At 70.2% G+C, this 19,704-nt stretch carries 18 protein-coding genes and 2 pseudogenes; 9 read left to right on the plus strand and 11 right to left on the minus strand.

Going from position 1 to position 19,704, the window contains the following annotated elements:
- The 7 genes and pseudogenes from ACWD3D_RS17640 to ACWD3D_RS17670 form a co-directional block, all read left to right on the plus strand.
- Positions 1 to 102: pseudogene (locus ACWD3D_RS17640) on the plus strand (hypothetical protein); the annotation flags it as partial.
- A gap of 165 nt (positions 103 to 267) precedes the next feature.
- On the plus strand, positions 268 to 939 hold the full coding sequence (locus ACWD3D_RS17645; RefSeq protein ID WP_451461754.1) for a hypothetical protein: 672 nt from the start codon (positions 268 to 270) through the stop codon (positions 937 to 939).
- A gap of 286 nt (positions 940 to 1,225) precedes the next feature.
- Positions 1,226 to 1,804, plus strand: a complete 579-nt coding sequence (locus ACWD3D_RS17650; RefSeq protein ID WP_451461755.1) for a dTDP-4-dehydrorhamnose 3,5-epimerase family protein — start codon at positions 1,226 to 1,228, stop codon at positions 1,802 to 1,804.
- 77 nt (positions 1,805 to 1,881) lie between these two features.
- Positions 1,882 to 2,862 carry a dTDP-glucose 4,6-dehydratase gene (rfbB, locus tag ACWD3D_RS17655; RefSeq protein ID WP_451461756.1) on the plus strand — a complete coding sequence of 327 codons (981 nt, stop codon included), beginning with the start codon at positions 1,882 to 1,884 and terminating at the stop codon, positions 2,860 to 2,862.
- Complete coding sequence (locus tag ACWD3D_RS17660; RefSeq protein ID WP_451461757.1) at positions 2,859 to 3,839, plus strand: ATP-grasp domain-containing protein; 981 nt, start codon at positions 2,859 to 2,861, stop codon at positions 3,837 to 3,839. Before rfbB ends, ACWD3D_RS17660 begins: the two co-directional genes overlap by 4 nt.
- Complete coding sequence (locus ACWD3D_RS17665; protein WP_451461758.1) at positions 3,836 to 4,990, plus strand: DegT/DnrJ/EryC1/StrS family aminotransferase; 1,155 nt, start codon at positions 3,836 to 3,838, stop codon at positions 4,988 to 4,990. Before ACWD3D_RS17660 ends, ACWD3D_RS17665 begins: the two co-directional genes overlap by 4 nt.
- The gene (locus tag ACWD3D_RS17670; RefSeq protein WP_451461759.1) at positions 4,987 to 5,421 is read left to right on the plus strand and encodes a low molecular weight protein-tyrosine-phosphatase; all 435 of its coding nucleotides are present in this window, start codon (positions 4,987 to 4,989) and stop codon (positions 5,419 to 5,421) included. Before ACWD3D_RS17665 ends, ACWD3D_RS17670 begins: the two co-directional genes overlap by 4 nt.
- A 71-nt stretch (positions 5,422 to 5,492) precedes the next feature.
- On the opposite strand, the gene ACWD3D_RS17675 is transcribed toward ACWD3D_RS17670, so the two are convergent.
- The gene (locus ACWD3D_RS17675; RefSeq protein ID WP_451461760.1) at positions 5,493 to 6,656 is read right to left on the minus strand and encodes a UDP-N-acetylglucosamine--N-acetylmuramyl-(pentapeptide) pyrophosphoryl-undecaprenol N-acetylglucosamine transferase; all 1,164 of its coding nucleotides are present in this window, start codon (positions 6,654 to 6,656) and stop codon (positions 5,493 to 5,495) included.
- Positions 6,657 to 6,830: 174 nt separating this feature from the next.
- Here ACWD3D_RS17675 and ACWD3D_RS17680 point away from each other — a divergent pair, with 174 nt between their 5' ends.
- Positions 6,831 to 7,934 carry a radical SAM protein gene (locus tag ACWD3D_RS17680; RefSeq protein WP_451461761.1) on the plus strand — a complete coding sequence of 368 codons (1,104 nt, stop codon included), beginning with the start codon at positions 6,831 to 6,833 and terminating at the stop codon, positions 7,932 to 7,934.
- 6 nt (positions 7,935 to 7,940) lie between these two features.
- On the opposite strand, the pseudogene ACWD3D_RS17685 reads toward ACWD3D_RS17680, so the two are convergent.
- Both ACWD3D_RS17685 and mobF read right to left on the minus strand, forming a co-directional pair.
- A pseudogene (locus ACWD3D_RS17685) lies at positions 7,941 to 8,033 on the minus strand (IS5/IS1182 family transposase); the annotation flags it as partial.
- Between the two features lie 2 nt (positions 8,034 to 8,035).
- Positions 8,036 to 12,469 carry a MobF family relaxase gene (mobF, locus tag ACWD3D_RS17690; RefSeq protein WP_451461762.1) on the minus strand — a complete coding sequence of 1,478 codons (4,434 nt, stop codon included), beginning with the start codon at positions 12,467 to 12,469 and terminating at the stop codon, positions 8,036 to 8,038.
- A 283-nt stretch (positions 12,470 to 12,752) separates the two neighbouring features.
- Between mobF and ACWD3D_RS17695 the strand changes: the two genes are divergently transcribed.
- Positions 12,753 to 13,481 (plus strand): hypothetical protein, encoded by a 729-nt coding sequence (locus tag ACWD3D_RS17695; RefSeq protein ID WP_451461763.1) that lies wholly within the window; start codon positions 12,753 to 12,755, stop codon positions 13,479 to 13,481.
- A 530-nt stretch (positions 13,482 to 14,011) separates the two neighbouring features.
- On the opposite strand, the gene ACWD3D_RS17700 is transcribed toward ACWD3D_RS17695, so the two are convergent.
- The 8 genes from ACWD3D_RS17700 to ACWD3D_RS17735 form a co-directional block, all read right to left on the minus strand.
- The gene (locus tag ACWD3D_RS17700; protein ID WP_451461764.1) at positions 14,012 to 14,665 is read right to left on the minus strand and encodes a hypothetical protein; all 654 of its coding nucleotides are present in this window, start codon (positions 14,663 to 14,665) and stop codon (positions 14,012 to 14,014) included.
- 44 nt (positions 14,666 to 14,709) lie between these two features.
- Complete coding sequence (locus ACWD3D_RS17705) at positions 14,710 to 14,988, minus strand: DUF6211 family protein (protein WP_450774999.1); 279 nt, start codon at positions 14,986 to 14,988, stop codon at positions 14,710 to 14,712.
- Between the two features lie 200 nt (positions 14,989 to 15,188).
- The gene (locus tag ACWD3D_RS17710) at positions 15,189 to 15,797 is read right to left on the minus strand and encodes a DUF6349 family protein (protein ID WP_451461765.1); all 609 of its coding nucleotides are present in this window, start codon (positions 15,795 to 15,797) and stop codon (positions 15,189 to 15,191) included.
- On the minus strand, positions 15,794 to 16,192 hold the full coding sequence (locus tag ACWD3D_RS17715; protein ID WP_451461766.1) for a DUF6181 family protein: 399 nt from the start codon (positions 16,190 to 16,192) through the stop codon (positions 15,794 to 15,796). The genes ACWD3D_RS17710 and ACWD3D_RS17715 overlap by 4 nt, the downstream gene beginning before the upstream one ends.
- A 44-nt stretch (positions 16,193 to 16,236) precedes the next feature.
- Positions 16,237 to 16,665, minus strand: coding sequence for a DUF6197 family protein (locus tag ACWD3D_RS17720; RefSeq protein ID WP_451461767.1), 429 nt, complete (start codon positions 16,663 to 16,665; stop codon positions 16,237 to 16,239).
- A gap of 60 nt (positions 16,666 to 16,725) precedes the next feature.
- A complete protein-coding gene (locus ACWD3D_RS17725) occupies positions 16,726 to 17,376 on the minus strand; it encodes a hypothetical protein (protein ID WP_451461768.1) in 651 nt (216 codons plus the stop codon).
- A 72-nt stretch (positions 17,377 to 17,448) separates the two neighbouring features.
- A complete protein-coding gene (locus ACWD3D_RS17730) occupies positions 17,449 to 18,846 on the minus strand; it encodes a DUF3560 domain-containing protein (RefSeq protein WP_451461769.1) in 1,398 nt (465 codons plus the stop codon).
- A gap of 330 nt (positions 18,847 to 19,176) precedes the next feature.
- The gene (locus tag ACWD3D_RS17735; protein ID WP_450775010.1) at positions 19,177 to 19,599 is read right to left on the minus strand and encodes a DUF6409 family protein; all 423 of its coding nucleotides are present in this window, start codon (positions 19,597 to 19,599) and stop codon (positions 19,177 to 19,179) included.
- Positions 19,600 to 19,704: the final 105 nt, after the last annotated feature.

Genomic DNA, 19,704 nt, shown 5'->3' on the forward strand with positions numbered 1-19,704 from the left:
GGCGTCTTCACCGGCGCGTACGCGACCAACCCGGTCAGCGGCGACCAGGTCCCCGTCTTCATCGCCGACTACGTCCTGATGGGCTACGGCACCGGATCGCTCACCTTGAGTGGCGAGGGCGCGGGCAAGGCGGAGCTGGAGCAGTGACTGCGCCGCGGGGTGTTGTGCGCGCACGAGGGCGCGCCCCAGGATGTTGGCGGCCGTACGCGGATCGGCTCGCCAGGATGCCTGGTACGCAATGTCGCCGAGAAGGGCAGCGCCCAAGTCGTGGTCGCCGATGGCGTGGGCCGCGTGCAGCCCGCCGATCCAGTATCGGGCGGCCTCGCTGTGGTGGCCGAGATCGAACCGGTGCCAGCCCACGGTCTGCGCGAGTTTCGCGCCCAGGGTGTGCAGCCGCACGTTGAGCGGGTCGCTGTACCGTGCCTGCTCGATGAGGTTGGTGACCGTGCTCAGCAGGGCGTCGAGTATGGGTGCGGTGTGCTGGCGTTCCTCGGTGGCCTGGCTGGTGAGGCCGGCCGCGGCAACTTCGAGCGAAGTGACGAGTTCTTCGCCGATGAACTTGCCAGCGTATACGTCATTGGTCACACGGGCAGGAGAGTGGGTCGCTGCCCAGGTGCTGGCCAGAGCTATGAGAGCGGCGCCAGGGACTGCGGTCACGATGATGCGGCGGGTCTGGTCCATGGTCGATCGCATTGCCTCTCGCAGCGCTGGAACGGTGGCCCCGAGTTCCGTCAGTTCGGCCACCGTAGCTGTCTGCTGCCGGGCTGCCGCGCTCACCGGGTTCTGAGGAACGCGGTCTCCGTTCATGCCGAGCTCGGCATCCGAGGAAGCACCCAGCAGGGCTCGAAGGGCAGCACGGACATCCCTGTGAGGCCACCGGATGACGCCACGCTCCAGGCGGGACACGACCTTGGCATCGAAGCCTGCCGGGGACGGTAACCCGTGGTCAGCGAGCCAGCGATGAACATGGTCGGCGGTTTCCCGCTGCGTCCAACCCTGCTTCGCTCTGGCGTCGCGCAGGGCGTCATTGGTACTCAATCGCATCTCCTGACGAATCGTCAACAGGGGCTCGATAGCGCTGCGTTAGCCCAGAATTCGAACACAAATTGCCCCCCTAAAATGCCGTTCCCGCTCCACCCGATCGGGTGAATCCTCGTTCCAGTGGGGAGCAAGCTCCTCGCTTCGCTGGCTTCGGCGCCGCGATTCGGCGCGTAGGGGGATTGGTATGGGCTTCCAGGTAGAGCGGACCGGTATCGAAGGGGCGTTGCGCGTTCGCGGTGCCCTCCACGAGGACGACCGCGGCGCCTTCCGTGAGATCCACTCGGCTCGGTGGAGCGGTGCGACAGGCAGACAGTTTGTGCCGGCGCAGACGAACGTGTCGGTCTCACGCCGCGGGGCTCTGCGGGGCATCGCCTACAGCGAGGTCCCGCCGGGTCAGGCCAAGGTCGTCACCTGCTTGACGGGCGCGGTCCTGGACGTGGTGGTGGACCTGCGTGTGGGGTCGCCGACGTTCGGCGAGTGGCGCATGCACGAGCTGCGCGAGGACACCGGCGTCTCGGTGCTGATCGAGGAGGGACTCGGGCACGCCTTCGTGGCCCTGGCCGACCAGACCACCATGCTCTACCTACTTTCCAGCCCTCACAACCCCGGCCGTGAGCACTCCGTGAACGCGCTGGACCCCGGCCTCGCCATCGCCTGGCCGACCGGCCTGCCCGCGATCCGGTCCGAGCGAGACCTGGCGGCCCCCGGCTTGCACGAGGCCGCCGCCGCCGGACTGCTGCCCCACTTCGTCCCTTCGCGGTGACGGGTGCGCCGACCGCACCCCTTCCCCGCTCTCCCTCACCAACCCACCGTCTCTCTGGTCAGAAAGACAGGTAGCCCATGCGCAAGATCCTCGTCACCGGCGGAGCCGGCTTCATCGGCTCCCACTTCGTCGACCGGCTCGCCCAGGACGACTCCGTCACTCAGGTGACCGTGCTCGACGCCCTCACGTACGCCGGCAGCATGGCGAACCTCGGCGACGCCCTGCGAAGCCCGAAGGTCCGCTTCGCACACGGCGACATCTGCGACAGCCGCCTGGTGTCGTCGGTCCTCCCCGGCCACCAGGCCATCGTTCACTTCGCGGCCGAGTCGCACGTGGATCGCTCTCTCACGGACGCCGACGCCTTCGTACGCACCAACGTGGTCGGCACGCAGGTGCTGCTGAACGCGGCGTGCGAGCACAGCATCGACCGGTTCGTGCACGTCTCGACCGACGAGGTGTACGGCTCCTGGGCGTCCGGCAGCGCCAAGGAGACCGACCCGGTGCGGCCCTCCGTTCCCTACGCGGCCTCGAAGGCAGCCAGCGACCTGATGGCCCTGTCCGCGTTCCAGACGCACGGGCTCCCGGTGTGCGTGACCCGCTCCTCGAACAACTACGGGCCGCGCCAGTACCCGGAGAAGGTCATCCCGCGCTTCGTCCGCCAGTTGCTGTCCGGGCAGCCGCTGACGATCCACGGAAGCGGCCAGCACCTGCGCAACTGGCTCCACGTCCGCGACAACGCCGCCGCGATCGACCTCGTTCTGCGCGAGGGAACCCCCGGCGACGTCTACAACATCGGCGGTGGCACCGACCTGGCCACCCGCGACCTGGCCGAGCGCCTGGTCGACCTGTGCGGGGGGCCCGCAGAGGCCATCCGCTTCGTCCCGGACCGGCAGGCCAACGACCTGCGCTACGCGATGAACTGGGACAAGATCCGGGCCCTCGGGTTCACGCCGGCTCACGACCTGGAGGCCGGCCTGCGAGAGACCATCGGCTGGTACCGGAAGCACGCCGACCGGTGGAGTACGGAGCCGGTCACGTCGGTGGTGCTGGCCTCATGAGCCGCCGCATCCTCGTCACCGGCGTCGGCGGAGCACCCGGGCTGGACCTGGCCCGCTCGCTGCTGCGCTTGGGCTGCCACGTCGTGGCCACCGACGCCAACCCACGCGCTGCGGGCCTGCTCCTGCCCGAGGTCACCGCGATCACCACCCATCGGGCCGACCACCCGCAGTTCGCCGAGCAGTTGCTGGAGCTGTGCCGCCGCCACCGGCCCGACGCACTGGTCTCCGCGGTCGAACACGACCTGCCGGCCGTCCTCACTCTGCGCGCGGAACTGGCCCGCGAGGGGACGCGCACCTGGCTCCCCAGCGACGCAGCCGTCCTGCGCTGCACGGACAAGTCGGCGTTCCACCAGGCGATGCGCCACCACGGGATACCGACGCCCCGCACCTGGTCCTCCACGGAGCTGACCGATGTTCCCGCCGGCGTGGATCTGGTGGTCAAGCCCCGGCGCGGCCACGGCTCGCAGAACGTGATCGCCTGCCGCACCGTCGCGCAGGCCCGCGCCGTGTGCGACGTCGTTCCGGACCCGCTGGTGCAAGAGCGGGTCGAGGGGCGCGAGTTCACCGCGGACGCCATCGTCGACGACACCGGGCAGGCGTCGGTCATCCTGCGCGAACGGCTGCTGGTCAAGGGCGGCCTGTCCCACGCCGGCGCCACCTTCACCGACACCCAGGTCGCTCAGCAGGTTCGCGCCGCCCTGGCGGCGGTGCAGGCCCGCGGAGCCTCTTGCGTGCAGGGGTTCATCACCGAGCAGCCCGGCGACCAGCGGGTCCTGCTGACTGAGATCAACACCCGGGTCGCCGGGGGCTTCCCGATCGCGGAGGCCGCCGGCGCCGACATCACCGGCCAGCTGCTCGCCGGACACCTCGGCGAGCCCATCGACCACGACCGGCTGACCTACCAGCCTGGCGTCACCGTCACCCGCTACGTCGAAACCCTCCACGTCGACCGCACCGAACGGAAGGACTACCCGTGACCACGACTCCCTCGCCCCTACGTGCGCCCGAGGGCGCCGGCAGGGGCGCCCGCCCCTTCTTGCACGGAACCGAGTACGACGCCGTCGCAAAGGTCCTCGCTTCCGGCCACTGGGCGCACGGGCCCGAGTCGGAGAGCTTCGAGCGGGAGCTGGCGTCCTACCTCGGCGTCCCGGACGTGGTCACCGTCGCCTCCGGAACGGTCGCGCTGTCGATCGCGCTGATCGCCGCCGGCGTCGGGCCCGGCGACGAGGTCGTGGTCCCCTCGCTCACGTTCTGCGCCTCGGTGCAGGCTATCCTCGCCGCGGGCGCCTTCCCCCGCTTCGCCGAGGTCGACCCGGACACCCTGTGCGTCACGCCCGAGACCGTCCGCCAGGCCCTGACCTCGCGCACCCGGGCGGTCATGCCCGTCCTGTACGGGGGCCGCCCGGTCGACCTGACGCCCCTGCACCCTGTCCTCGACGCCCAGGGCATCCACGTGGTCGAGGACGCCGCGCACGCTTTCGGCTCGGAGGCCAACGGCCGGATGGTCGGAGCCGGCGCCCAGGCCATCACATGCTTTTCCTTCGACCCGTTGAAGAACCTGACTTGCGGCGACGGCGGCGCACTGGTGCCGCGCACCGCGCAGGAGGCGGAGGCCGCTCGGACACTGCGCGCCCTGGGCATCAAGGCGACCTACCAGCAACGCGCGCAGACCACCGGCTACGAGGTGGCAGGCTTCGGACTGCGGGCCCACCTCCCGTCGATCAACGCCGCCATCGGACGAGCCCAGTTGCACGGCTTCGCCGAGGTGGTGCGGCGCCGACGAGAACTGTGGGCGGCATACGGCGCCGCAGTGGCCGACGTGCCCGGCGTCCGGGTGCTCCACCAGGACATCGAGGCGATCGTGCCGTTCAACTTCGTCGTCCTGGTACCCGAACGCGACCGCGTCTTCCACGCGTTGCGGGAGCAAGGGGTCGGGGTGGGGGTCAACTATCCTGCCAACCACGTCCAGCCCGCGTTCTCCCGCTGGCACCGCGACCTGCCCGTCACCGAGGACGTCGCCGGGCGCATCCTGTCGCTGCCCTTCCACCCTGAGATGCACAAGGGCGACGTGGCGTTCACCGCCGCCGCGCTCACCGACGCCGTCCGGGGCGCGCGGGGGCCACGGTGACGGGGACCGAGCCCGCCCGGAAGTTGCTGGTCGTCTGCTACGGCAACCACTGCCGGTCGCCACTGGCCGCCGCGGCCCTCGCGCGCAGCGGCGGCCCTGCCGTCACCGTGCGGTCGGCCGGCATCCACGACCGCTGGGTCGGCAAGCCCGCCCACGAGCTGATGGTGCAGGCCGCCGACCGGCAGGGCTTCGACCTGTCCGGCCATCGGGGCGCCCAGATCACGGACGCGGACATCGACTGGGCCGATGCCATTCTGGGCATGGACGGGCGCAACATCGGCGACCTGAACCGGCTTGTCGGGCCCGCCCACACCTCCAAGATCAGCCTGCTCCTGGGGGACACCGAGATCCCTGACCCGTGGGGGCAGGACCCGGCCGGGTTCGCCGCCTGCGCGGACCTCATCGTGACCCGCACCCGATGGCCGCGCTGACACCGGCACGCGCACCGAGGGGAGCGACCGGCCGAACCGGCGCTCTCCTCGGTGCGGCAGGCGTCAGAGCCTTACGCCGGGGTGTCGTCGGCAGCGGCCAGCAGCACGTCCACCAGGCGCTCGGCGGCGTCCGGGCGGCCGAACCCGCGGGCCTGATCGGCCATCTTGGCCCGCAGCCCCTCATCGGCCAGCAGCGTCTCGACCTCCCGCAGCAGCGCTTCGGGGGTCACGTCGTCGACCATCGCGATGGCGGCCCCGGCCGCGGCCAGGTGCTGCGCGTTGTGGACCTGCTCATTGCCTGCGGCCGTCGCGAGCGGAACGTACACCGTCGGTTTGCCGAGCGCGGTCAGCTCGGCGATGGTGCCGGCGCCGCTGCGGGCGATCACCAAGTCCGCCAGTGCCAGGATGTCCGGGAGCTCAGAGCCGATGAACTCGGCCAGGTGGTAGCGCCCAGCAGACGGCGGCATCGCCGCCGCCCGGGCACGCAACTCCTCGACGCTCGTCGTGCCGCACTGGTGCACGACGTTGGCGCGATCCAGCAGCTGCGGCAAAATCGCGAGGACGGCCCGGTTGATCTGGACGGAGCCCTGCGCCCCGCCGGTGACGTACACCGTCGGCAGCCGCCTGTCGAAGCCCAGCAAGTCTGCGGCCCGCTGCGCGTGGCCCGACAGGATCTCGGGCCGGATGGGGTTCCCCGTCACCACGGCGTTCGCGCGAGCGCGCGTAGGCAGCAGGTCCAGGGTGCTCTCCGAGGACACGGCAAACGCGGTGGCTGCGCGGGCCAGCCCCCGGTTGGCCAGCCCCAGGCGGACTGTCTGCTCGTGCACCACCAGCGGTCGCCGGCACATCCTCGCTGCCAGCCCGACCGGCACAGCCACGTAACCGCCGGTCGCCAGCACGACCGCGGGGGCGAAGCGGGCGACGATCGCCCTGGCCTGGGCCACACCGCGCGGGACGTTCGCCATGTCTTTGACGTTCTCCGCCGACACCATTCTCAGCGGATTGGCCGACCGGCGGATCTTGCCCGTCGCCACGCACGCGAAATCGATCTCGTTAGCCGCAGCGACACGGGACTCCAACCCGCCCTCCACCCCGACCCAGAGCACCTGAAGCTCACGGTCCCTGGCGGCAAGCCGGGTGCGAAGCGCCTTCACTGCGGTCAGGGCCGGGTAGGTGTGCCCGCCGGTGCCGCCCCCCGTCACGATCAGGCGGAAGGGCGTCGTCTGATGGGGCACTACGTACTCCTCGGTCGCTCACGGGACCCGCCGGTGACGAACGCGGCCGGGGTCCCCAACGTACGCGACACGACCGGACCAAATAGCCGGAATCAGCCAAACGCCACACCGAGGACCGGGCCACCACACACCCTCTGCCGGTCCTCCCCCGACATGCCCTGGAGGGCCTACCCCATGAGCTACGCCGACGCCTCTCGCACCGAGATCCAGCCCGACCGCACTGCCCGCCTCAAGATCATCGACGCGTGTGGAATGGCCTGCCAGTTCTGCCACAACGAGGGAACCCCCGTCACGAGCGACAACAAGGGACGCAGCCCCCAGGAGTACACCGGAACGCCCGGCCGAACGGGCCGCGTCGCCATCTACACCGCGACCAACAGCTCCTCGTTCCTGGCCGACCGAATCGACCCCGGACCGGACTTCGCCAACGCCCTCACCGTGCTGCGCGACCGTCTCGACACCACCAACCTCCACTTCACCGGCGGCGAACCCACCCTCCATCCCGCCCTGGACTCCCTCGTCGCCCAGGCCGTGCGGAGGGGCTTCACCCTCAACATCACCTCCAACGGCGAGAACGGTGCCGCGGTCATGAAGGACTGCGCCAAGGCGGGGCTGAAAAGGATCAACCTCTCCGTGTTCGGCACCACCGCGACCGAACTCGCTGCCGTGCAGGCCGAGCGCTTCAACTCCGAACGCCTCGCCCAGCGCAAACTCGACGCCCTCGACGCCACCATCGAGGCCGCTTTCACGCACGGCGTCAAGGCGTCCGCGAACCTCGTCGTCGCCGGCCCGGACCAGATCCCCCGCGCGCTCCACATCGCCCGCCACTACGGGGCTCGCGTCACCGTGCGCCTGCTGCTGAACCTGGAGACCGCGCAGGCCTCCCGCGAAGCCATCATGGCCACCCTCGGCGAACTCGGCGCTGAGCCGGACCTGCGGATCGTCGCCGCCGGCGCCAGCAACGTCCAGACCCGCTACCTCCTTCCCGACGGCCGCCGCATCTACGCCAAGGGCATCGACACCGTCCGCCTGCCCACCACGTGCACCGGGTGCCTGTTCAACACGCCCGAGGCATGCCAGGAGGGCTACTACGGCATCCGCATGTACAAGGCCGTCAACGGCCCCTACATGCTCGGCGTCTGCATCCGCCGCATGGACCTGTGCCAGCCGCTACACGCATTCGTCAACAGCTCTCTGGCGGATGAGGTCCGGGGCCTGCGCCAAGACGAGTTGGCCCGCCTCGTCGCGTTGCACCCCGGCGCCGCAGTCGCCCACTGAGCCGTTTCAGCGTTGCCTCTCCAGTGGCAGAACGGCCTTGGTGATGACCGTCATGCGGTTGGGGCTGACGCAGGATCTGCGGAATATCTGCCAGGTCTTCTCTACGGGCTCAGAGTCGTGCGCGCTGCTGGCGGCGCGGGGTGGGTGTGGTCCACCACGTTCCGTTTGGCGTACGAGGAATTGGGCTTCGGAGCTGAGGGCTCGGCGGTCTCATCGGCATCGACGTGCTGCTGGACTCGCAGTCTCGTCTCCTTCTGGAGGCTGGCCACGCGGTGGTTTGCGCCGTGGGCCGTGCTGCGAGTCTTGACGGCCTCGGCCCGGAGCTGCTTGGCTGCTTCGTTGTCCTTGGCCTTGGCTCGCCGAAGCAGAGCGACCTCTTCCTGCTGCGGCATGTCCGCTTCCCTCAGCACAGCTTCGTGCTCGTTGACCGGTCCGGCCTGCCAGGTGACTTCCTGGAGTCGGGTGTCCATCTGCTCCAGCTCCTGGAACATCCCCTCACAGACCCGAAGGAGTGCTTCCCGGTCCGCCTCGGCGGCAGCACGCTCGTCACCGCGAAGTGCCGCCCGCCCGAAACGGCCCGTCGCGGACAGTTGCTGTTCAAGCCCCTCGATACGGGCCTCGGTGCTGGTCAGTCGAGCAGTGCGTTCCGCGATAGTGCCGTCCAGCAGCCGGACTTCGCGGATGGCCACGGCCCGTTCGGCAACGTCCTGATGACGGCGTTGGAGCGCGAGCGAATTGGGGCCTGCACCGGCATCAGCCAGCTCTTCTGCCCGCTCGGCGGCTGCTTCCGCCTTGTCTGCCGCCGTCGTTGTGGCGCGAGCGGCAATGGCGGCCTTCCGCACAGCGTCACGCAGCGCCGAGTTTCCGAGGTGCGCGTATGGGCGGTCTGTCGTCGGCGCCGGTACCGAGGGTGTGGTCGGCTCTGTGGTCGGCTCAGCGCTCGCCGGTGCGGGGCGGTCCTCGTGCTCCGGAACCGGTTCGGGAGTGTCTGCGTCGTGGTGCTCGTCGATGCGGGGGGCGCGCGGGATCGGGAGGTCTGCTACGACCTGGCGGACGTGGGCGGGCACCGCGTCCTTCGGGAGTTCGGTGAGGACCATGCGTTCCTCGGTGCCGGTCTCGATCTCGCGGATGAGGCCCGCGACGGCGCGGTCAAGCTGTTCCTGGTCGGTGAGTGCGTCGCCGTGCCGGGCGCGGTCGGCGTCGGTCTCGTAGACGGAGAGCGGCAGGAAGAGGTGGGACTCCGTCTTGTCGCGGCTCATCATCGTGTAGAGGGCGTTCGCCTGGGCGCCGGGTCCGTAGACCAGAGCCTCTTGGACGGTGAGACCCTGCGACTTGTGGCCGGTGATCGCGTATCCGAGGCTGAGGCCCCCCTGCGCGATGTAGTCGGCGTCGACCCATTCGGCAACGTCGCGGTGGCCGTCCTCGGTCTTCTCCCGCCACTCCACCAGCAGCCGGCGGTCCTTGTCCACGGCTCGCACGAGTGCGCGGAACCCATTCAGGACATCTTCACTCGCGCCTCGGCTCTTCTTGCCCCGGTAGTCGTTGACCCGAAGGAGGACCTGGTCACCGACGGACAGGGTCAGCTCGCCGCCACCGGGCAGCGCGTAAACGTGCTCAGGGCCGGTGAGATCGCCGGTCTCCTTCCGCAGTGCGCGGGCGCCGGTGTTCAGCTCTTCCACGATCTCGTTGGTGGCGGCGAGCATGAGGAGCTGCTGCACGGCGGTGTGGTCGTCGGCGTGCGCGGCCCGCTTGTCGGCCCAGACGGTGAGCATCGCGGCGAGGGTGGTGTCCTTGTCCGCGAGAGCGTGCACGCGGCCGGTCCCGGTGAAAGTCCGAAGGGCTTCCACGCGGTTGTCGTCGCGCCACAACTCCAGGGCCCGGCGTTCAACCATGTCCTTCTGACGGAAATTCTGGCTGAGGGTGAGCCCGCCCACGAGGTGGTGCACGGCGGCGAAGCTGCCGCCGATGCCGGGCGAGTGGAGCTGCTTGGGGTCACCGATGCCGACGACCTTCGTGCCGGTTTTCGCGGCGTGGGTGAGGAGTTCGGCGATGTCGCGGTCATCGCACATCGCGGCTTCGTCCACGACCAACACGTCCACGCCGGTGAGGCCGGGGCCTCCGGCGCGGATGCCGGTGAGCCACGACGCCAGGGTGCGGGACTCGATGCCTGCTTCGGCCCTTAGGTTCGCGGCAGCGACGGCGGCCGTGCTCGCGCCGGCGACGACGAGGCCGTGCGCCTCCCATGCCTGGCGCGCGGCGTCCATGATCGTGGTCTTGCCCGCACCCGCGATGCCCACCACGGCGTCGATTCCGTGCCCGGCTGTGAGCAGTCGTTCGAGGACGGCACGCTGTTCGTCGGAGAACGTGAAGCTGCCGCCGTGCTGGGCTTCGACGGTGGACAGCGTCATGTCGACCGTGTCGTTGCTGACGACGGCGGCCTGTGTGCTGAGCCGGTTGGTGGCCTGGGAGACGATCAGTGCTTCGGCCGCCACAACATCCGCCGTGGTGTACCGGTCGGCGTGCGCGAAGTGCTGGGCACCCTTCGGGTTGAGTTGGACCGCGTACCCGGACTGCCTGAGTACGGAGTTGGTGAGCGCTTCGGCCTCGGCAGCGTCCGCGACGCCGTACGGGAGGGCGTCCAGCACGGCGGAGATGGCGGCGGCGTGCGTGAACGCCTTGGAGTGACTGGTCAAGCCGGTCTTGGAGTCGAAGACCTGGGCGCACAGCTCGTCCAGAGTGGGGTTCTGGTCCGCTCGGTCCCGTTCCATCGCGCTGGCTGCGATGGCGTCGGGGTCGTCTCCAGCCGCACGGCCCTCGGCCTGCCAGTAAGCGCGGAGAATGTCGTCCCCGACCCCGGCGGCCTCGCCGTTCTTCGCGGCCTTGGACGCGGTGGAAGCGGCGATGCGCTCGCGGGTCGTGGCGCTGTCGTAGTCGACGCCAAGTTTCGTCAGCAGGTCCCGGACTTGGCTGTCGCGCTTACTGAACAGCCGGATCGTGGCCTCGGGGATCGCTGCGATCTCCCACGCGCCAGTCCGCTCCTCGCGGCGGAAGCTGATGCCGAACGTGTCGGTCAACTCCCTGCGAATGCGGGCATTCATGAGGGACTGGGTCGCCCGGGTGTGCCGGTGGAGGTCGCGGCCTCCGCTGGCCATCGTGGACCACTTACCGTCGGTGCCCTTGACCATGTTCGCGAGGGTGAAATGCAGGTGGAAGTGGGGGTCTCCGTACGGGGCACCGTCGACGGGGCGGGCGGCGCGGTGGACCATCATCCAGCCGGAGAAACCGCTCGTCTTCACGGTCTCGGCTTCTTCACCGTCGCCGTGGTGGCCGCGCATGGCGTACGCGGTCCACCGCTCCAGCGCACCGATGGACTCCCGGCCGGCGGCCGTGTAGATGCCCTCGACCTGGGCGGCGATCTCATCGGGCGCGTACGCGAGGAACGCCGACTTCGACTTCGACAAGTCCAGGGTCACGTCCGCGCCGCGGTTGCCGACTTGCACGCGACCTTCGAGGAGCGCGGCCTTGATCTCCTCGGCGTCCCACACGTCCTCGGGCGTGAGCCCCGCGGCCTTGGCCATCGAGACGGCCTCGCGGACGTCCATCGGCAGATCCCGAAGACGGCGTGCGCCTTCGCCCTCGGTCTGTACGTACCGACGCTTCATCGACGCGGCGTCGAACAGGTCGGCGGGCTGCTGCCCGGTCTCGGTGGCGCGGGCCTCGACCGCGCGCAGAAGCGCGCGGGCGTCCAGTCGGCCGCCCGCTTCGGCGGTGACCGCCTTCTCCACCACGTCCTCGCCGTAGAGGCCGGCCGCATCGATCCCGACCGCGTCGGCGAGCTTCAACACCGTTGAGACGGGGACTCGGTGCGACTCTCCGAACCGCCGGATCTGGTTCTCCATCCGGCGGAAGGCGTCCTGCTTGCGCTTGGAGTCGAGCAGGGAGGCCGGGTTCACGCTGCGCGCGGCGGCGGTACGGCGGATGGCGCGGGCCAGCGGGGCGGCGGGGAGCTTGGCGGCTGGCGCGATGGCCAGCTTGGGGTCCACGAGGGTCTGCCCGGTCCGGGGGTCGTCCCCGAGCATCAGGCGCCGAGCGGCCGGGAACTGCTCCGGGGCGAGCACGCTGCCGGGCACGATGCCGAACTCGCTCAGCCCGCCACCGATCCAGACCAGGGGCCGTTCGCTGGCGTCCAGGTGGTAGTCCACCTGTCCGTCCGCGCTCCGGGCGGGGAGGGCCTGTCCGCCGTAGAGGTCGCGGGCGTCGAGCCCGGCTGCTGCGGCGACTTCGACGGCGTCGAACCCGGTGAACCGCGCAGCGCCCTTGCTGCGGAGGAGTCCGCGGGCGCGGTAGAAGGCGCGCTTGGCTTCGCGGTTCGCGAGGAGGGAGGCGGCGGGGGCACCGGCGGCTTCGGCCTTCGCCTCGATGGCGGCAATGAGCGGCGCGGCGTCGACCGCGACGGACTTGCCGCATCCGTGGCCGCCGGTGAGGCGGTACTCAACCTGCTCGTCGGAGGGGCCGATCATGGTCACCCATCCCATCGGCCCGCTCACCCCCCGCCTTCGACCGGTCAGATTCGGTCATCTTGGCTGATTGTATCGTCACGGAGTGACGATACCTTGGTCCTCTAATTCTGAGATCGCTGCGCGCGGGGACGGGGATCTCAAGATCCAACAGGGATGTGACCTCGGTGAATCGGTGATTGGTCGCCTGATCGCTGATGTGACTGTTACCTGCCGATAGGTGTGGGTGGCTCTGATGAGGACGGGTCGCCTAAGGGCGGAACCGAACAGAGCTGGAGTCGGGCGGAGTAGGCTTCCCGACGTGACCGACCCTCTTCCGATCATGCCCGCAGCGGAGTTCTCCGCGCTGCAAGAGCTGATGACGGGGTCCTGGGCACACAAGACAGCCGTCGACCTGATCCTGGCGACCAGCATGCTGTCCCACGGAGTCGACATCGACCGCGTCGGCGCTCTGAACTTGGCCAGCGCCCGTTTGAGCGACTGGGGGCAGTTCTGGGCTTTCCAGGCGAAGAACTCCTCCAACTCCCCAAAGTCTGAGGATGTAGCACGCCTCCTGCTCCGGACGGCGGAGGAGACCTTGGGTCTCCCGAGCAGCACATCCGGGCTCCTCCATGGGCTTGCCGATGCGCCACCTCCCGCCCAGCAGTACGTCGCCGATGGACAGCATCGGCTCGCGGGGCTGGAGTCCATCGTTTGGCACTCGGCCGGCGCAGGTAAGACCGCGACTTTCATCATTGACCTGATCGACCAGTTCAGTCATCGACTTGATGACCTCAGTCGGGGCGGACATGTTCCGAACTGGGCTGAGCTTCGACACCTTGCTGATGCCGCGTCCGCGCTCTCCGGATTGCTTCTGGTCCTCGCGCAGCGCCTTCTGATGGGTGGCGGCAAGTTCTTCGATCACCTCGCCGCTGTCCCGCCCAACGAGTCCTCGCCATGCGGTGTCCTGCGGCTGGCCGTACCGCGCGTGCCCCGCGCTCCCGGAGCGGGTCCGGTTCCCGGCCCGACCGAGTTCACCCTCGCTGCATAGCTTCGCGCGGGGGTACCGAGACCCGCGTGAGGTTGATCGTGATGATGTCCCACTGGTTGCTCCTCTACCTGCTGCTTCTCTCCCTATTGCTAATGCCCGTGCTCCTCTCGCACTACGGCCCACGAATTCGCCGACGTGCGCGACACATCCGGTCATGGGCGGCACGCTTGAAGCGACGGGCCGTCGCCGCGCTGCGGCGACGGCTGTGGCGCTGGCTGACGGAGCCCCCCACGGACGACGCCCCGGACGGCGCTCCCCCGGCCACTCCGTTGCACCCACGGCCCTGACCGGACACGCACATGGGGAGGGCCCCCACCTCTCTGAGGGGTGGGGGCCCTCCCCATGTGCACCGTCTACTTCACCGGCCAATCGCCGAACGGTACTGGTGTCTGCCCAGTTGCGTCCCGAACAGCTTCTTCGGTCCCACAAGCGGCGCAGATTCGAACGTCACGATCAACCGTGATCCGGGATCGGGCGGGTCGTTCACCGAGCGGGCCGCCGCAGCGCGGACAGGGGGTGTCGGGCACGGGTCACTCCTCGCGGTGCTCGCGGGCGGACTTGAGGATGAGGTTCCAGGTTGGGCGGGAGTAGGTCTTCTCCGTCTGGCCCTGGAGCTGGGGGATCAGGTCGGCGTTCTTCGCGCCGGGGTTCGCCGCGATGGCCTGCCGGGCGAGGGTCAGCCGCTCGTCTCCCTGGTAGGGGTAGGCCAGGCCCTTGCGGCCCGCGGTGCGCCCTCCGGCGTGCCCGCGGCCCTTGCGTTCCGCGAGGTAGTGCCACAGCCTCCACCGCTTCCACTTCGGCCGCCGCCGGGTCGGAAGCTCGTCCCAGTCGTCGGGCTCGGGCCACCCCTCGGGCGGGTTCTTGACGTAGTGGGAGACGGTGGCGGAGTCGGCGAATCCACAGATTTTCGCGGCTTCGGCGGGGCCCACCATCTCTTCGGGGTCGCCGTCGAGCTTCGGCGGATTGGTGGTGGCGGCGGCGGCACGCTGCCGCTGGAGCTCGTGGTGCCACGTCGCCCATGCGTCGCCGTCCCAGTGCATGACGCCGTTGATGGTGTCCGCGACGGGCGGGTGCCCGTTGTTCTCCCGGTCGGTCCAGAGGTTCTGAAGGGTCGGCTCGCTGATGCCGTGGACCTTGCGCAGGTCTGCGCGCGAGTAAAGCGTGCGGCCGGTCTTCGGGGACACGCTCGCCTCCTGTTCTCGGTCGCGGTCGTGACCGCGTTGTGTGGTTACGGGATGTCGTCCGGGTCGGGGGCCGGCGCCCATGTACGGCTGCCCGCCGATTCGAGTCGGGTGAGGGTGGCTATGTCGGCCAGGGGGACGGCGGCGGCCCAGTCGGCACGGCCGGGGTGGTCGACGGGGAAGTTGAGCACGATGTGCCGGCCGGTCGGGGGGAAGTCCTCGACGATGACGAAGGTGTCGTTCGGGTCGGCATCGATGCTGTTACCCGTGATGAGCTGGGCGACGTCGCCGGGCTGGGGACAGTCGGGGTGTCGGTCGCATAGCATGGTGGGGTTCTTTCTGGTGAGAGGACACTGACGGCCAGCGCCTTGTTGCCCTTGTGCGCTGGCCGTCGTCTGTTGTCTGGGGTGTGTCGTGCCCGCGGGGCACGCGGCCGGTCGGAGGTTGCCCGCTCCGCCGTCAGCGGAGTAATTAAACCACCTTTGGATTGGGTGGGGTGGGGCCCTGATCCGGACGACGGCGCTCATCAGAAGAGGGCCCCCTGATCTTCGGAGCGTTGGCCCCGGCCGACGGGCGGCCGAGGAACGCGGAGTTCGTAGCGGGGATGTCCCGCGTGCGGAGGGGCGTGGGCTTCGCGGCGGTACCGGCTCCACGCCACGACGGGGGCGCCCTGGTCGATCCAACCGGCCGGGTAGCTGGCGGTGAACTGGGCCCAGCGGCTCCGGCTCCGCGGCACTGCCCATCGGTCCTCGACGGTGGGGATCGGCGGCAACGTCCTCCAGCCGGGGAACGCATGGTCGTGTGCCTGCTCCACCGCCACGTTGTCACCATCCCCAAACCCGTCCCCGCAGTGCACGGGGCCTTCCCACGGGCACGCGAGACACCCGCCACGGAACTCCTGCTTCTCCCCCCGGCGGCTGGTCGGCCGGCTCCGGGAGAGCAGGGTCGGGGTGTGGTGTGCGGGCGTGTCCAGTTCGTGGCCGAGGTCGCTGTACGCGCCGCCGGGGTGTCCGGCCTGGATGTGCCACGCCTGCCCGGCGCTCTCTGGGCGGTGGCGCGTCCGCGCGTTGCGCACTCTCCAGTAGTACGTCTGCCGTGCCCGTGCTCCAGTCGGCTCGACGACGGTGGCGGTCACGGTTTCCTGCTTCCGACGGCGAGGACTTCGCGGAGCGGGTCCGCGAGCGCGGCCTGTTCGTCGGGGGCATCGAGGAACCGCGTCCCGTACGCACGGCGCACCGCGCGGCGGGCGTCCTGGTGACGGTCGAGCTCCGGGTAGTACGGCGACCGGTCGAGCACGTCATAGCCGTGCTGGGTGAGCACGTCTGCGATGAGCGACCGGACCTGAACCGGGTCAAGGGCGGAGAGGTCGTTTGCCCTCGGGGCCGCGAGGAGTACGCGGATCAGCTCGGTCGCGCTGAGCCGGGGGTGGAGGGGAACGCTGAGCCGGTGGACGCCGTCCCGGCTGGGGGTGGCGGCTCCTCGGCGGCTCGGCGTCCTGGTGGTGCTTCGGTCTTCTGTCGTCTCGTCCATCGTGTGGGCCTTCGATGACTCGGGATGCTGGCGGGTGGCGGGGGTCAGAACACGGCGTGTTCGACGCGGGCGGCGGCGGTGCGGAACGCGTGGGCGGCGTCGGCGGCGGTACGGCCGGGCTCGCTGCTCCACCGGTCGATGGCCTCGCGGTGCCGGGCCTTGGCAGCGGCGGGGTCGGCGGCGTCGACGGGGTGACCGGTGAGGGTTTCCGCGAGGATGGCGAACGCCTGATCATGGGCACGGTCAATGCGGTCCCAGTCGTACGTCCGGCCGGCGGCTCCCCGCCCGTGGCCGGCGGCGACTTCGAGGGCGCCGCGCGGCCAGCACGGCAACGTGGCCGTACGGCCCGGACCGGCGAACAGACGGGGGCCCTGGTGAATGCCGACGTGTTCGATGTGGCGGGCGGCCCATTCCAGGATCGCGGCCGGGGTGTCCGCGATGACGATGCTTTCGGGGGTGTGGCGGGTCGGCACGGTGCTGTCCTTCGGGAGCGCGGGGGCGGCGGCGCGCTGCCGCCGCCCCTCGGTCGGCTGCTAGTGGTAGGCGGGGATCAGTCGGCGAACCTTGTCCTCTCCGATGCACCCACCCTTGTGACGGCGCGCGCTCGGCGGCTCTCCGTTGCGCCCGCGCAAGTGGCTCCAGAACTTCGGGCCTTGCCAGTCACACAATTCGCAGCTGAGGAACCAGTGGTTATCGCTGCCGGGGAACCCGGTGAGCACTGCCCGCCAGTGGTGGGCCAGGAGTCCCGCGAACGCGACCTGCGCGCCCTCGGTGTTGCGATCGTTGACCGGCATCCGCGGGTGCAGGAGGGGCACGGGCCCGCACAACGGCGTGGGGGCCTCGGCGAGCACCTGGTCCAGGGGGACGGCGCCGATCCGACCGGCGGCGTACTCCTCCGCGAGATGGGCAGCGGCCATATCGGTGCCGGGGGTCCCCTTGGGCGGGCGGCGGAGGTTGCGTTCGCCCTCGGTGGTGAGGACGAGCCAATCCCGGTGCCACCTGTAAGCGCGGCCTATGACCTGGTCTTCGCCAACGATCACGGGGTATCGGCACTGGATGTCGGGGGCGCCGACGCGGTACGTCGGGACAGTGGTGCTGCCCTCGGTCGCGGGGACGGGGAGGCTGCCCGCGTCGGTGACGGGGACGGTGATGGTCGCGGGTCGTTCGAGGAGTTGCGTGGTCATGGTGCCCTGTTCTGGTGAGAGAGGGGCCCGCCCCCGGCGTGCTCGACCACCGGGGGACGGGTGGGGGTTTGGTTACGCGGCCTCGGCCGGGGCCTGCGGGGCGGCGGCCCATTCACGGCGCGGAGTGATGCCCAGCTCGTCTAGGACCGGGGCATGGCTGCCGTTGTCCGGGACCCATTCCCAGTCGGCGCCTTCGGTGCCGGGCTGGTCGGTCCAGGTGAGCATGTAGGAGCGGCCGGAGGTGCGGGGGTCGCCGCATACGGCCTGTGCCTCGCGGCGGGTCATGGCCCACAACGCGCGCCGCTTGCGGGAGCGGCTGGAGCCCTTCGAGGCGATCAGCACCAGCGCCATTCCGTCCAGCCAGTTCGCACCTGCGGCGGGGGCCGCTGCGGCGGTCGGCTTCACGACCGGCACCGGTTCCTCGACCGCCGGGGACTGCTCGGCCGGTTCCTGCGCCTCGGTGACCGGGGCCTGGGGCGGCTGCTGCATCTCGTCAGCGCTCTTGCGCCCGGACACGCCGTCGTACGGGGCGGTCCATGTCCAGTCGTCGTGCTGGTTGCCGGTGGCGCGGACGATGCGCTTGCCGGTGCCGTTGTGGATGTGCGGGATGGTCACGGACTTCGGGTTGACACGCAGGACCTCGTACCAGGTTCCGCGGTAGAGAACGAAGTCACCGCGCTTGAAGTCGGCCCGCGACCACACCTTGAAGCCATCGGCTTCGGCGTCCTTGATGATCTTCTCCCAGTGGGCAATCTCCTCGGTCAACTCCTGGCGCTCGATCTCCAGCTCCGGGTCTGCCGGGTTCCGGGAGAACCCCTTGGCGGACTGGCCGCGCTGCCACTTCTCCACCGCGCGGAGGTCGGCCCGCAGCTTGTCGAGACGGCGGAGCGTGCGGCCGGGGTCCTTCTTGACCTGCTGGTAATTCGCGGCGGCCTGCGCCCGGCCGCTCCAGTGGGAGGCGCGGTCACTCTCGCCGATGCTCTTGCGCATCGCGTCGTCCATCCGCGCGTGATCGCGGCGGGCCCGGCCCTCGGAGTGGTGACCGACGAGGATCGGCTGACCGAAGGCGAACCGCTCGGATATGTCGTGGCTCTTCTTCCTCGCGGCCTCGGAGGACTGGGCAGCGCTGGCGGCGTACCCCCCGAACCGGTCCGCGCGGCCTTCGGCCTTCTCCTCCCGCTCCTCCTCGGCCTCGCTGAAGCTCCGGCGGTCGGCGTTGTCGACGGTCAAGGTGACCTCGAACCCCTTCTCCCGGAGTCGCTGCGCGAGGAGTTCGAGCGAGGGGGTGTAGGTGGCGTGGTCGCGGCTGTGCGGGAGGTACCAGCAGTCAAGGTTCCTGCTCCAGCGGAAGGGCTGGCGCTGGGTGCGACCGTACTCACGGAGTCGCAGGATCTCGGCCGATCCGTCGCCCCGGTTGGTTCCCTCGATCAGGGTTCCTTCTCGGCGGGTGTGGGTGATCTCGATAGTCACTGAACTGGTCTTTCCTGGTGAGAGTTTGTGGTCCGGCCGCAGGGCGGACCGTGCGTTGGCAGCGGCGCTGCGCCACCGGCGCGGGCCGTGAGGGACGATCGGCTCGCGGGTCGTCGCGCCTGCGCGACGACAGGGGCAGTCGCGCCCCCGCGGGGCGCGTCCGCTGCGGTCCGGTGCCCGTCGTCGGTCGGCGGAGCCGCCTGCGGCGGAGTCGGCCGGCGGCGGTGAACGCACCGGACCTGTCCTGCCGCCCCGAAGGGGTGTCCGTTGGGCTGCTGGTGGCCTGCCGGTCCGGAGGGTTGCCCTCCCCCGGACCGGCGGGCCTGGGTGTCAGCTGCGGTGGAGCGTCTGGCGGGCGGCCGGGTCGGCGTCGGCCAGTCCGGTCCGCTCGCGCCATGCCTGGCGGACGGCGGTGCGGAGCGCGTCTCCGTCGTCGTAGGCGAACCGGCCCCGGCGCAGGCTGCGGGCGATGTCGCGGAACACGTCCGGGTGCATCGTGGTGAGCGTGTCGTCGAGCGGGGTCAGCTCGTGCGGGAACATCGCCTGGACGCTGTCGCCCGGCTGCGGGGCACCGAGGGTGAAGAACCAGACCACGGACATGGTGGCCTCTTCCGCGAACTCCGGCCCACCGAACGGGCCGACGACGACGGCCGGGCGGGTGTCGAGCTGGTGGCCCCGGAACCAGGGTCCGGCGATCACGAGCGTCGCGGTGGGGAAGTCCTGGACAGTGGGAGTCTGGTCGGTGGTGAGCATGTCGTATCCCTGTCTGGTGAGAGAGTCCGCCGGGGCCGGTGCACGGTGAGCAGCACGACCAGGTCCCACCGCTGCCCCCACGGGTCGGCGACACCGGCCAGCGTC

This window comes from Streptomyces sp. NPDC002690 (genome assembly GCF_053592415.1).